At 65.5% G+C, this 14136-nt stretch carries 7 protein-coding genes; 1 reads left to right on the plus strand and 6 read right to left on the minus strand.

The features are described from left to right. Positions 1 to 25: 25 nt before the first annotated feature. The 6 genes from ACTXGA_RS22070 to ACTXGA_RS22095 form a co-directional block, all read right to left on the minus strand. The gene (locus ACTXGA_RS22070) at positions 26 to 3226 is read right to left on the minus strand and encodes a helicase-related protein (RefSeq protein ID WP_443396882.1); all 3201 of its coding nucleotides are present in this window, start codon (positions 3224 to 3226) and stop codon (positions 26 to 28) included. Next, positions 3219 to 5063, minus strand: a complete 1845-nt coding sequence (locus tag ACTXGA_RS22075; RefSeq protein WP_443396883.1) for a phospholipase D family protein — start codon at positions 5061 to 5063, stop codon at positions 3219 to 3221. The genes ACTXGA_RS22070 and ACTXGA_RS22075 overlap by 8 nt, the downstream gene beginning before the upstream one ends. Continuing rightward, positions 5053 to 6222, minus strand: coding sequence for a DUF6361 family protein (locus ACTXGA_RS22080; protein WP_443396884.1), 1170 nt, complete (start codon positions 6220 to 6222; stop codon positions 5053 to 5055). Before ACTXGA_RS22080 ends, ACTXGA_RS22075 begins: the two co-directional genes overlap by 11 nt. Then, positions 6222 to 9365 (minus strand): UvrD-helicase domain-containing protein, encoded by a 3144-nt coding sequence (locus tag ACTXGA_RS22085; protein WP_443396885.1) that lies wholly within the window; start codon positions 9363 to 9365, stop codon positions 6222 to 6224. Before ACTXGA_RS22085 ends, ACTXGA_RS22080 begins: the two co-directional genes overlap by 1 nt. Beyond that, positions 9362 to 11956, minus strand: coding sequence for a PD-(D/E)XK nuclease family protein (locus ACTXGA_RS22090; protein ID WP_443396886.1), 2595 nt, complete (start codon positions 11954 to 11956; stop codon positions 9362 to 9364). Before ACTXGA_RS22090 ends, ACTXGA_RS22085 begins: the two co-directional genes overlap by 4 nt. 72 nt (positions 11957 to 12028) lie before the next feature. Then, the gene (locus ACTXGA_RS22095; RefSeq protein ID WP_443396887.1) at positions 12029 to 13024 is read right to left on the minus strand and encodes a helix-turn-helix transcriptional regulator; all 996 of its coding nucleotides are present in this window, start codon (positions 13022 to 13024) and stop codon (positions 12029 to 12031) included. Positions 13025 to 13140: 116 nt separating this feature from the next. On the opposite strand from ACTXGA_RS22095, the gene ACTXGA_RS22100 reads away from it, so the two are divergent. Then, positions 13141 to 13824, plus strand: coding sequence for a hypothetical protein (locus ACTXGA_RS22100; protein ID WP_443396888.1), 684 nt, complete (start codon positions 13141 to 13143; stop codon positions 13822 to 13824). Positions 13825 to 14136 lie beyond the last annotated feature (312 nt).

Below are 14136 nucleotides of genomic sequence, written 5' to 3' on the forward strand. Positions count from 1 at the left end.
TCCGTTTGTCGATAAAATAATCAACTCATCGTGGTCGGAGAGATATTTGGAGAGCCGATAAATCGATATCTTTGTACTTTTCATTCAACCCCTCGAGAAACGACATGAGGTCATCCTGGCGGGGTTGACCAAAAGCCAGACGATAGAGCGCGACCGAGCGCTTCAACCAATCCAGAAGCGATTCTTCACGGCTGAATGGCAGGGACAGCGCATATCTCTCGATGCAGGTCTCGCCATCGAGCAGCCAGAAGGGTTCCATATCTCCGGGCCGTTTCGCTTCGGCATGCGCCGCCTGGAACATGGCGCGCCATGGATCGTCGATCGATTTGCCGGCTCGAAGCGCGCTTTCGAAACGGGCAGCGAGGTTGAGCCTCACCGCATGGTTCTTGTAGCGATGGACCCGGCCTTCGCGCTGTTCCAGATCGACAGGGTTGGACGGCAGGTTCCAATGCACCAGCCGTTGGCAATAGGGATGAAAGTCCAGACCTTCCTGCCCGACAGATGTGGACGCAAGAACAAATGGTCGAAACGGAGAGTTGAACGCCGTCCGAACGGTATCCGTGCGCTGAGCCCCGTCTTCCTGCGCTTGTTGCAGTAGCCGCGTCGCAAAGCGACCGCGCAGTTTAAGTGCAGACGAGATTTCCAGACGCTCGTGGCGCGCGCGATACCGCTTGATATCGATCTGGGCCGGTTTGAGCGACAGTGCGTTGTCGATTGTCTGTGCAAGAATGGCGACGGCATCGGCAGGGTCCGCGTCCAACAAGCCTTCGGCTTCCATTAGAACGTGGACATATTCATCCAGCACCGATTGCAGGTCGTGATCGACGCAGTGGTGCAGCACCGACTGCCAATAGAACTCGTCATGCCCGGTGCGCAAAAGAGCCTGGCTTTCGGGCTGGTTGAACAGCCCGCGAAATGCCATGCCGATCCGGGTGGCGGCATCCAGCATGGCCGGATCGTCAAGATCAAGCTCGGGCGCCACGCGGCGCAGGGCACGCAGCGCGCAGGTAGCGGGGCTGCCAAGCGCGAGGTCGATGAGGTGATCCAGCAGGCGTTTCGGACCAGGCTGCCCGTGCAGCACATCGCCGCGAGCGGCGTCGCTCAGGGCCCGAAGGTGATCGTGCCAGCCCTCCTGGCCGTCCGCACGCAGGATGTCGGTCAGGAGGGTGCCTGCCGACAGCCATCGGTCGAAACGGGCGGAGCCGTTATCCAGAGCTGCGGCACAGGCCCATTCCCAAGTTTCTGCCCGTTCGTATGCGGTGTCGGTGACACTGGTGTCCTGATCGGTCAAACGGGCAAGGGTGCCACCGCGCTGGACCGGTCGCAAGCGAGCCTCAAGGGACAAAGCCAAGTCTCGCAGCAGCTTTGTGCAGTGGTCCCTCATCGCAGCGGCATCGGGCAAGGGGCCGGAGATACAGTGAATGTCGAGCGGATCAACCGCCGCTGCCAGAACAGGGGACGGGATGACGAGCGGCAGCGCGCGCAGCCCCGGCAGGATGCCTTTCGCGGTGGCCTTGGAAAAGCGCAGGGGTTGAGAGCTCTTGTCGAATGCTTGGGAATAGGGGTGTTTCTGCCGCGCGCCCATGCCCATCTCGCGCTCGCTGTCGTAGGACAGAAGCGCGGCGATTGCGTCCGGCACCATGGCCCATTGCGAAAAGATCAGCAGCTTGCTGGCCGCCACGCGCGGGCCGAAATAGGGCAGGCTGGGCGGCATCCAGAGCCGTTTCGCCATGTCGTCGCGGAAGGCAATTTCCTTCAGCGCGCGCATCCGGCCGTTGTTTTCGGGGATCGGGCGATAGGCTTCGATGGCATCGGTGTCGATCTGGGCGCTCTCCGCATCCCGGATGGCCCCCAGTAAGGCCTGGCCCGGCGCATCCTTGAGGTGGTCCAGCCGCTGGCCCAGCTTGTAGTCGCGCAGGAAGCTCAGCAGGTAGGGGGCGGATTTCCAGTATTCCACCGTGCCGGGCGCATCGGCGGCCTCGGCCACCCGCGCAACTGCGCGGGCCTCGATCAGGTCGGCGGGCTCCACGGTGACCGGCACGTCGATGTCACGCATCATCGCGTCGCGCTCGGCGGTTTCCGAGACGCGCTCCGTCCGGGCGATGACGCTGCGCAGCGTGCCTTCGATGCCGGTCTTGATGGTGCGCGCCGCGTCGAAGCTGCCGGGAAGGCTCTGCATGGCAAGCCGGTAGCGGCGCATCTCGCTTTCCAGCTCGGCCCGGACTTCGGGGCCACGGTCGCCGAACAGGAAGCCCAGGACATCCAGGAACTCGCGATAGTGATCGCCAGCGTCCGCCTCGTCGTCGCGCAGGGACAGCATCCGGTAGGGCGTTGCCGACAGCAGCAGGACCTTGGACTGGTTGCCATCCGGATCGACCGCGTCAAAGAGCTTGCGCGCGAGATCCGCAGCCTCGCCCTCGCCGTGCAGAAGCTCTGTGAACCGCTGGAATTCGTCGAGGACGATCAGGTCGGGCTCCAGCGCCTCGGCGCTTTCCCGGGCGAGGATGGTGCGCAGATTGCCGACGATGGTTTCGCGCCACCGGTTCAGGTCCCGGTCGTTGTCCACCCGGCCCTTGTAGCATTGCGCGCAGGCCTCGAGTTCCTCCAGCAGGTCGGGCCGGGCAGAGACGGCGTTTTGGAACCGCTTTACGATCTGGGGTTCGACAGGTTGCTGGTTGACCCATTCCCGCGTGCTGCGCCATCCCTCCGACCCGGCATAGCCTTGCAGCATCCGGACCACGGCGGGCCGGTCCTTCAGCAGGTCCGACAGAAGCCGCAGGATCAGCGCGCGCTCCTGCTTCATGCCGCCGCCCTGTTTCAGATCGAGCGATGTGCCGGGCGTCAGGCTGAAGAAATTCACGCCTTCGCGCTTGATCCCGCCGGCGCGCGCCAGCTCCATCGCAAGCATGGTCAGCCGCGTGGGCAGGACGCGGGTCCGTTCGCCGCCGATGACGTTGAGCCGCGCGACATTCTGCTTCGCAATCGCCCCGTTCGAACAGATGTAGACGATGTCGATCCGGGGCACGTTGTCCTGCAGCGCCTCGATGGTGCGCGCGATCACGCCGCGCGCCACCATCGTCTTGCCCAGCCCGACTTCGTCGGCGACCAGGAAATGGCGCACGGCGTCGGTGTCGGACAGCAGGCGTTGCGAGACATAGTCGACCGTCTTGCGCTGAAAGGCCTTCAGCGGTCGCAGTGCCTCCTCTGCGTTGAACCGATCAGTCATGGCGACTCTCCTCGGGAATCACGGAGCGGAAGGTCTCCCACAGGTGCAGGAACTCTTCGGGGATGACCTCGCTTTGCCCGGTGTCGGGGTCGCTGAGGCGGGTCACCAGCCGTTCGATATCGCGCAGCTGCCGCCCGTCGCCGGCGAGCGCCCGCACCATGTCTTCGAGGATCGGCGCATCGCGGTTGCTGCCGAAGACGCCCGACAGGCTGCCGCCCTGGCCCGCCGCAAACAGCGCCTTGGCGGCCTCGGACACATCGCCCAGGAGCAGGCGGATATAGCGCAGAAAGGCATCCCGGTTCTCGATCAGTGCACGAAGGATTTCGGCCGTTCGGGCCTCAGGCAGATCCGTCAACTCGGTGCCGAGGGTGAAATGCTGTTCCAGCCCGGTCGCCGCGTCGCGCAGCCTGACGCCGACCCAGCGCGTCACGTCCCGGAGCGGCAGGCGGGCCAGAAGCCGTTCCTGTTCACCCAGTGCTGCCAGGTCGATCCCGTGCTCGTGACCGGCGACGATGGGCCATATGCGCAGGCTGATGTCGTCCGGGACGTGCAGCGGATTGGCCGCCGACAGATAGAGGTGAATGCGTCCCTCGGCATCTGCGTCGCAGCGCATGACAAGCCGGGTCGCGGCAAGGGCGCGGTGGAGGTTCTCCAGCCGGTCTTCGGCGGCGTCCTCCTGCGGGGTCTCTGGGGGCGCATAGGGCTGGAACTCGCGCAGGAACCGGCCAAGCCGCTCCGGGGCCAGTTGCTCTTCCACCGTGCCGATCTGGCTGGTGTAGCCGGCCAAAGTCGCGAAGACCTCGACATTCTGACCGTCGACCAGGGCCGGTGTCGTCGCATTGCCCGATCCCATTGTGATCTCGGTGCTGGAATGGCGTTCCGTGAGGAACGCCTTGGCATGAAGACCCCGGGCCGGCACGGGGCCGCGCGACGGCTGTTCGCTTTCTTCGCCGTCCTCGGTCTCGGCCATTTCGTCCAGCACCAGCGTTCTCCCGAACCGGGCGAGGGTTTCGGGGGCCAGCAGCGCAAGTTCCTCTCCCCGGCTCACAAGGGTGGCCGATGCGGGGTCCACGCCCTTGCAAAGCTGCGACAGGGCGGTATCCGTCACGAAGGGGGAAATGACGCCCAGGGTGCGGCCGATCCGTGGGCGCCAGACCTCGTCGCTCAGACCGTTCACCGCGAAACCGATCCTGCGAATGTGCTCGGGGTAGTCCCAGGCGGCGCGGGACAGGTCCTCGGCCAGCGAGGCCACCATGGCAGTGACATGATCCGGTGTCGGCCGCCCGGAGGCCAGGCCGGGCAGGGCGCGCACCAAATCGACCAGCTGCGCATTCTGCTCCCGGATCTCGCCGCCGGCCGTGCCGTCCAGCGACAGCGACAGGTCCCAGGAGGCATCGGTGGTCAGGTTTCGCGACAGGAGCGCAAGCCTGAGCCGAGGCGCCCCGTGCCCCGCGATCGGCGCAAAGCGCAAGAGCCAGAGCTTGGGGTGAAAAGCGCCCCCGCGCGGCGCGGTGACCTCGGTCACGGTGTCTTCCAGAAGTGCGGTCAGCCGGTTGGCGCCCTTCGGCACGGCCTTGATCCGCCCGGCTTCGCAGAAGATGGCAATGCGCGCAGAAAGCCGTTCCAACCCCTCAAGCAGCGCCAGCGGCGTGTCCAGAGTCTCCTGCCGGTTTTCCGCCGCGTGGAAGGCCAGTGTCGCCGGCACCACAAGCGCGGTTTCGAAATCCAACGTGTAGGTCGTCGCCACGGCGGCATCGAGGTCATAGCCTGCCGGCGCCCGCAGGATTTCGGCATAGAGCGCCCGGTTTTCGGGATCGAGAGCCGCATTATCCTGCATCGACAAGATCCCTCACATGGTTGGCGACAACGGGCCGCCAGCGATAATTGAGGGGCGCCGTCCCCGACGCCCCGCGCCAGCGCATCAAGGCGCCGTCATTTCGAAAACGGGACTTCGGACCTTTCAAGCGTACCTCGCGATCCCGAACCAAAGCGCGGGCGGCGGCGTGTTCGCGAACCTTCCCATGGCTTTCCATCACGATGTCGCGCCAGGTTTCGATGAACCGGCGGCTGTGCGGTTTGACGTCATGTGTCGTACCCTGCGCCAGCATCCACAGGTCGGCGAGGTCCCAGCCACCGAACAGGCCTGGCGGGGTGTCGCGCGCCCAGAGATCGAGCTTTTCGCGATAGGTCGTGACCCGCTCGTGCCAGGCGCTGTCCTCCGCGGCCTGCATCCCGGCCGCCTTCTCCGACAGCTTCAGGTTGTAGAGCAGGGAGGCGCCATGCATCAGGCGCGAGAACCGCTCGGCATGATCGACGATTCTCCGGATCTCGTGCGGCCAGTCCGCACGCGCAGGATGTTGCCAGATCATGTCGCAATCGGGCGCGTTTGCCTGGCGCGAGAGAAGCGTGAACAGGCTGTGCGGCGCTTCATGGGCCAGGCGGTCGCGCAGAAAGTCCACTTCTTCCGCGGTCAGCGCGAACCGGGCTACGCTTTGCGACGGGGAAAGGAAACCCTCTGGAGCGGGCGGCAAACCAGCCGCCCAGAGATCCGCCCCCTCTCCGGGCGTTGCCTCAAGGCAAGCGTTTCGGCTGCCCTGGAAGCGACGGATGCCCAAGGTTAGCAGGCCGGCCCAGTAGACATCGCTTGGCAAGCGTTTCAGTTTTTCTCTCGCCGCGCTGCCGATGACGTTCTGAGTCTCTCCGCCACGGACAAGTGCCTCGATGAGATCGATTTCAAGCTTGCGGGCCTTTTCCCGCCGCGTGGCTGCCGTGCCCTTCTGCGCTCCGGCTATCTGGTAGATCCACGGAACGAAAAGCATGTATCGCAGCCGTGTCTGGATGGTTGAGGTGCCAGGGAACATGAGGTCTGCCAGGGCATCGCGCACGGAGCCAAGACCCAGCTCGTCGCGGCTGTCCTCCTGGCCGAACAGGTCCATGATCCGGCGGGTCCGGTCTCGGTCGGCCTGATCGAAGTCGATCCACGCGAGAAATGACATTAGGCGGGCTCCTCGGTCTGAACCTCTGCCACGGTCAGCGTGCCCTCGCTCATCCAGTGGATGGCGATACCGTTCAGGGGCCTATCGGGCCACTTGCGCCGCACCATGTCCGAATAGGTATCCAGCTGCAGCCGATAGACGGCAAAACGCGCGTCGGGGTCGGGGCAGGGGCCGGATTTGTGATCCACGATCAGCAGGCCTTTCGGGCCCTCGGCGAGGCAGTCGAGGATGGCGTTCGTCTCCGATCCATCGGCCGCTATCTCTTGCAGGGGCATCTCAAAGTGGAGCCGGTCGTAGCCCTGCTCTGCCAGCCAGCCGGTCAGTGCCTCTGTCTGTTTGCCAATCTTGGCAATGGCCGCCTCGGGCAGGCCGGTCGCTGCGGCGATCTGATCCGCCAGGTCTGGGCGCCCGGCCAGGACGCGGAAAGCCAGGTGCCAGGCTGTGCCGCGGTCCGCTGCACTGCCCGAACGAGTCTCGGCGACGCCTTCTGCCAATTGCACGGTTTGCAAAGGCACAGCGCTCGCCGGGTTGGGATCGGACGAGGTCGAGGGGCTGCGCCGCCAGGGGCTGCGCGCGGAAGTGGGCCGGGCGCGGGGAACCCCGAAACGCGGATGGACGGTGGCCGCTGTATCCGCGAGGGTCTCGGGCTCATCCGGCACGCCCTCTGCGATCCGCGCGGTAAAGGCGGTGCCAGCTACTGCCAAGATGTCGGCGTCGGTCTCGAACCCGGCGCGGTCGCGCAGCAGGTCAACCATGCGCTCGGCGTGTTCGCGCGGCTTGGACTTTTCGCGCGGCATCACCAGGATCAGACGATCGCGGGCCCGCGTCAGCGCGACATAGAGCTTGCGCGCCGCGTCCCGTTCGTCTTCGGGGCGGCGGGCCTCGGCGAAGACCTCTTGTGTTTCCGGGGCGACGAATTTGGGCAGATAGCCAAGACCGGCGTGGTCCAGCACGTTGTCCAAGTCGTCGAAACCGTCGAACTCGGCACGCAGGGTGCCCGGGCGTTCGGCAATTGGCTGGTCCAACCCTGCGACCACGGTGATCGGCCATTCGCGGCCCTTGGCGGCATGCCAGGTGCAGATCTCGATCCCGGAGGCGGACCAGCCGTCCGGGTCCGGGTGGCGGTCCCAGTCCTTGGCGGCCTGGCTTGTGATCCAGCCAAGGAATACCTGCACACCGGCGCCGTGGAACCCGGCGGCGGCCCGCAAGTCCTGCGCCATTGCGTCAAACTCCTGCGCTTCGGCTTCCAGCCGTGCGAGGTCAGCCAGCGCCTGCGCAGGCTGCGGCAAACCGGCGGCCCAATCGCGCAATCCGCCCGCGCGCAGGACCTCGGCCAGCGTATCGGCCACGGGGCGCGTTGCGATGCTGTCATTCACGGCGCGCAGGGGCGCAAGCGCGACCTGTGTCGGCAGCACCCCGTCGATGGTATTGCGCAGGGCATCCTCCAGCGGCATGCGCGGCGGTCCGAGGGTCAGCCATGTCAGCGCGGCGTGGGTATCCTCGGGATCGGCGGCAAAACCCAGGGCCGCGCGCGCGGCGCGGGTCACGGGCGAGGATAGCCAACCGTCCTGCTGAATCCGCACCGGCAAGCCATGCGCCTCCAACGCCGCCGCTGCTGCGCTGGCCTTGCTGTGGGTATAGGTCAGAACCGCAACGTCGCTGAGCCGGGCGGGCCGCATGGCCTTGAGCGCTTTGTCATAGACTGGCGTTTCGGCCGCGAGTATGTCAGCGACGCGGTTCGCGATGCACTGTGCGGTGGTGTCCTTGCGGCCATTCGGCAGGTGCAGCACCTCCAACGCGGTTTCGCCGGTCTCATCACGTTGGGCGACCAACGGATTGTAGTCGTCGAAGAGCGTCGGCCCCAATGCGTTGACCATTTCCATGATACGCGCTTCGGAGCGCCAGTTGCAGTCAAGAGGGGTGACCGTGTCGGGATGCGCCGCCTGCAACGCCTCCGTCAGGCGCGGATCGGCGCCCTGGAACCCCATGATCGACTGCTTGGTGTCCCCGACGATCAGCGCGCGTTTCGCCCCCCGCGCCAGCCGCCAGAGCAGGGCGAATTGCACCGGATTGGTGTCCTGGAACTCGTCGATGACGACGCAGTCGATTTCGCCCAGCACAGCCTGAAGGATCTCGGGCCGGGTGCGCAAGAGCGCCTCTGTCTCGGCGATCATGTCAGCATAGTCGATCAGCCCGGCGCGGCGCTTGGCGTCTTCATAGGCCTGCATCACTTCTTGCGCACCGGTGACAAGGGCGGTCAGGTGCGCCTGGGCATCGGCCAGCGGGCCGGGGTGGCGGGGCAGGGCGTTGGCGACCTCCATGACGACGGCGGCGAGAGTGTCGTAGCCTTCAGGCGTTGTCGCTCCGCGTTTTGACAGTCGCAGGTTGCGTAGTTTTTGCCACAGCGCCCAGTCCCGTTCGAGGGCCCTATCCTGTGCCGCCCGGCGCAAGTCGTGATGGTTGTCCGTGAAGGATTTGACGGCCGAGGCGTTGCCCTGAAACAGGGGCGCGAGACTGTCCGGGAAGGCGTGCAACAAGTCGCTGACGGCACGCTGCAAAACCGCCGTCAGCGCCGCGCCATCCGGGTCGACCGGACCATAGCCTTCGGCCAGTGCCGCCAGTGCCGGATCGAGAATATCCGGTGACTGTCCGCGTTCGCCGAGGCCGCGGATCAGGTCCACCGTCCGCAGCAGATCGGCCCGAAAGCCGTCCTCTGCGCTGGACTGGGTGGCAAAATTCCATGCGTAGCCAAACCGCCCAAGGTCCTGCATCAGCGGTTGCAACGCCGCGCAGCGTGTCATCTCCAATCGTATCAGCAGGTCGCGCTCCGGCTCGCTCAGCAGGCGGCTTTCGGGTGAGCGTCCGGCGGCGAAGGCGTGTTCTGTCAGCAGGCGCTGCCCCAGGGCGTGGATCGTGCCCATGTAGGCTCGGTCGATCTCAAGCGCGTCACCAAGGCGCCCGCGCGCCATCAACTCGCCGCGCACACGATCGCGCATCTCGGCTGCGGCGGCCTCGGTGAAGGTCACGGCGAGGATGCGGCCCGGGGACACTGCACCGGTCTCGACCCATTCCCCAAGGGTCTTCTGGATATGGTAGGTCTTGCCGGCACCGGCGCCCGCGGGAACGAGGGACAGGTCGGTCATTGCGCGTCCTCCTCAGCTTGGATTTCCGGAAGGCTGAAGGCCGCCACCAGCGGGTTTTCCAGCGCGTAGGCCTTGATGCCGCGCTCCTTTTCAAAGGCTTGGGCGTCCCCGGCCCGGTTCAGGCGGATCGTGCCCGCGCCGACCTCTGACAGGGTCCTTGCAAGGTGGTCCATCGCGTTTGCGGCGGCATCCTCTCCGGTCGCCTCGACCCTTGGGACATCCCCACCTTCGGCGTCCGACAGCACGGTGCCGTCACGCAGCATATGGTAGGCGGTGATCACGCGGGCGCCTTCTGCCACCAGCCGGGTCAGCGCGGTCTCCTCCGTGGCGCGTTCCAGCATGGACCGATACAGCGCCACCTGAAGATCCCACCCCTTGGCCATGCGGTCGCGTCGCCCGCCCGCGCTGGACCGCTTGTGATCCACCACGAGGATGCGTCCGTCCGGCAACCTGAGCAGGCAGTCCGCCTTGCCGTGCAGCAACAGGCCGGTGTGGTCGCCTTTCAACGCGATCTCGTTGTGCAGGACAGTGGCGCCAGTCTGGCGAAGGAAACCCGCCCAGGTGGCGCAGACGTCGCGCGCTTCGCGCAAGAGGCTCGCGCGCTCGGTGGCCCAGGCGTCCTCCGCCAGCCAGGCAGCGTGGCGGTGGATTGCACTGTCCAACGCTCCGGGCACCCGGTCCTCCAGTTCGGGATCGTCCGGAACCGGTACTTTTTCGACGAAGACCTCTTCCAAAACCTGGTGCATCAGCGTGCCAAGGGTCATCACGTCCAAGGTTTCGGGCGCCCAGGAACGCTCCTTCGCGCCGAGTTCGTCCAGCAGCCAACCAAGGGGGCTGACCAGCAGGGTTTCCAACCGCGACGGTGAATGCGGCAGCGGGCCGTCCTTTGTCTCGCGCAGCCGCAACAGATCGACGCCGGGTTTCTCCGGCGTGCCAAGACCACGCTGGATGTGAAGCACGCCGTCCTCGGGCAGTTCCGGCGCGCCACCCATCGGAACAGGGTGCGGTCGCGTGGCCGCCACGGGCCAATTCTCGGGCGAAACCGCGCGCAGGTCCTGCACGAGCTCGGCGGGGTCTTCCGCTCCGAGCATATGGGCAATCAGGGCCAACCCGGTCGACGGCGTCAGGCGGTCACCGCGCAGGTCCATCGCGGGTACGAGCAGGGTCAGCCCTTCGGTCGCGGCGCCCAACTGGCGGCGGAACAATTCCAGCCCGCGGGCCAGTTTTTGCTGCCGCCCCTCCAGCAAAAGACCGCTGGCGCGGATCATCGCAATCTCGCCCTCGGTGAAGAACGGGTTCGATCCGGGCAGGCGCGGCCAGTGCCGCCCGGCCATGCCCAGAACGATCAGCTGTCGGACCGGCCGCCAAGGCAGGGCGTTTTCGGGAAACAGCGAAACGCCTTCGACGAAACGATCATTCCCATCGGCAGCGATCAAGACCGGAGCGGCAAGGCGGCGCAGGAGAGGCCAGTCGATGTCGTCCCCGGTCACCGCTTTCAATCCGGCGAAATGCGGGGCCAGATCAGCCGTGGGTGCGGCCCGGGAAATGGCTCCCAGTCGCCCGAACAGCTGGTTCGGCGTGGCGCAGGGGCGCAGGGTATCCAGCAATTCGCGCGCCGGGCCGATCAGTTCCGAAGCCGTGCGTGACCAGCCCCTGTCGATCACGTCACGCGCCATCTTGCGCCCGGTCTCAAGCGACCAGGGCATATGCGGGGCTGTGTAGAGAGAGGCCAGCGCAGTACGCGGCGCGGGTCCGGACAGGATCACAAGCAGCAAAGACAACAGCTCACGCGCCTCATCACGGCGTACCCCTGTCGCGGGCAGGCCGGACAAGGGGACCCCGACGCGGTTGAAGGTGTCCCTCAATGCCGTCGCATAGCCTGCGCCGTCGGGGACCAGCAGGCCGATTTCTGCGGGGTGATCCACGCGGCCCGCATCCAACATGGATTGTGCAAGCGCGGCGGCGAATTCGGCCTCCTCTTGCGGATCGCGCAGGCCGTAGCAAGAGACCGAGGCATCCTGCGCAATACGGCCCGACCGGCGGCCGAAAGACTCCTGAAGGTGGTGCAGCGTGCTGCCTTTGGCCGCGGTGGAAACAGCGTCTTCCGGACCGTCTGCCATGCCGTGATGGGCGCGCAGGGTTTGCGTCAGCGCAGCTTCTGCCGGGGTGGCGAAGGGGCAATCCGGACCGACGAGGGGCAGGGGCTCCAGCGCGGCGGTAGCGCTGCTGTGCAGGACATGGCACCAAGCCTGCAACGGCCCCGGCAAGGCCCCAAGGCCACGCCACAGGTCCCGCAAAGCGGCCAGATGTGACCTTGCACGACCATCGGGAAGGGCCTCGGGCACAAGGTCAGAGGGGTCGAGCCGGGGCGTGGCATGGGCGACCGCCAGAAGACCGGCCTCTACAGCCCGCGCCGTCTCCTCCGGGGCCGCGGCGAAACTGTCGGACCAGGGCGCGCCGGGCCCGAGATGATCCGCGAGTTTCAGGTCCGGCGCCTTTGGCGCCAGGTAAACCTCGGCCAGCAGGTCCTCTGTCACGTGGCGCAACGCGCCGGTTTCCGGGGACCGGGTCATCAAGGGGGCAATGCGCATGAAAATCCTTTTCGAATCGTTAATGGTCGTTTCCCCAACGATCGCGCATCGGGGTGGCAGAACCTGTCAGGGTCAGGGCAGGGCCGGGAAATCGGGACGGCGGTGCGCGGCAACCATCTCTCGCAAGGCGTCTGGTTCAAGCACCTGGACGTGGTTGCCCCATTGGTAAAGATGCCAGGTCATCTCAAGATGGCCGGAGGCCTCGAATCGAACGGTCAAGGACCCGTCCGGATCTTCGCTCATCTCCTGTTCCGGATGAAAAACGAACTGGCGCGCCACGGGCGCAGCCTCCGGGGTGAAGCGCCAGACAACCGGGCCATATTCTGCATCGGAATGGAACGAGCCAAAGGCCCGCGCAGAAAATCGCGCGAGGTCGAAGTTTGGGTCGCGGGCAAAGCCCTGGCCGGTGATCCGGGCCTCGCAGATACGATCCAGCCGGAAGCGCCGCATCTTGCCGTCGCCGGCCACAGGTCGGGCCACCAGGTATCGCCGGATACCAAGCAGCAGACCATGAGGTTCCAGCAGACGATCCGAAACGGTGCCATCCGCCGCCGTGTAGCTGATCTCGACAGTGAAGGGGGCGCGCAGTGCCTCGGTCAGCGCGCCGAGCAGGCGCAGATCCGGCACCACCCGCGGGCCGGGGCGCGAAGCAAAGCCCTGAGCCTCCAGCAGGGCCTCGGCGTCTGCCTCGGCCCGGCGCGCCTCGCTGGAGGGCATGGCGGCAAGGAGCCGGTCTCGCAGTGCCTTCAGCCGGTTTGCCTCGTCCGGGGCGCCGTCCCGCTCAGCCCGTTTCGCGGCCAGTTCCAATGCAGCCAGTTCCTGGTCGCGGATGCCCTGCGCCTGCAGCCAACGGGGGTCGTGCCGGGGCAGGTGCCAGCGGCGGCGCCGGTCCTCGCCTTCGCGGATTTCAACCTTGGGAAAGACCGCCTCGAAAGACCGCATCATGCGTTGCGCCGTCCGATGATCGCAGCCGAATTCCTCGGTCAGATCCTGCAAAGAGATTCCGTCGAACCGCGACGCGGCCATCTCGGCCACACGCAGAAGATCTGCGGCCTTAGCATATGACATCGTGAAAACGCCCTTCGAATCAATTGCTTGTCGCTGGAAAATGCAGGTGGCGGTTTTTGCCATGCTGGCTCCGCATTATCGATTCGTCAACGAATCCAGGACAGGGAGAGATCGAAATGTGTGTATCGAATTTTCCGAATGCACGGCGTTCGCTGGCGCGCGGATTGGCGCGGCAGGCGATGGCAGAGGCTGCTAACGACAATGCCGACACGTCTCGCATTCTGACCGAGTTGCATGGCATGTCGCCCAACACCCGCAACGGCCAACGGTTCGCTGCGCGTCTTCGCGCGCGTCGCGGCGTGGTTCACGCGTGTGCGGTGAAAGACGGATTGGTGATTGTCCTGCGTTCTGTCATTGCGGTCGACCTGCGCAAGGAGGGGGTCTCCTGTTCCTCCGAAGATCGGATTGCCTGGACGCGGGTTCACGTCCGCTGTGGCAAGCGCAGCATCGGCTTCAAGTCGGACGTGGTGCACGTCACGCACCACGCAATCCAGCGCCGGGTGGAACGCTCTGATTGTCCGTTGAACGACCTGCTGGGCGTCATGGACGCCGCGATGCTACGCGCCTTGATCCGCTTGTCCAAGGGCGTCGTCCTGACCGACCGGGACGACGATTTCCTGCCCGCGCAACAGGGCGTTTGGGCCGGAGGCATGGAAGAAACCTGTACCCATCCGACTTGGGGCCCCGCTTTTGGAGAGGGGGCGCCGCTGCAGGTCTTTGCGATCCGGACGTACCTCGGAGAGGCGGAGATGCGCCCGACGGTCTGGTTGGGCTGGTCAGAAACCCGCTCCGCAGCTTGATGAATGCAGATCGCTCGCGGCGAATGAGTTTTGGGGTTCCTCTCAAGGGTCTCTCTGGAATGAAGAAGTCTTGGACAGCCCGCTGCCAGGATCAAACAAATGCATGGGTTGACCGCTAACCGTGGCAAGGTAAAGTTGATGGATAGTTCCAGAAAGCCCCAAAGATATTCGTTGCTTCGTTAGATTGTTGATTTCCGCTGAGAAGTGACCCGGTAGCCCCCCAGATTTTCACTGAGAACTGACCCATGTGAACACGTTGCCCCGACGGATTTGGTCGGGGAGATATGGAGTGATCGACATGGGATTTTTGAG

This window comes from Antarctobacter jejuensis (assembly GCF_052266595.1).
GTDB classification, from domain to species: domain Bacteria; phylum Pseudomonadota; class Alphaproteobacteria; order Rhodobacterales; family Rhodobacteraceae; genus Antarctobacter; species Antarctobacter jejuensis.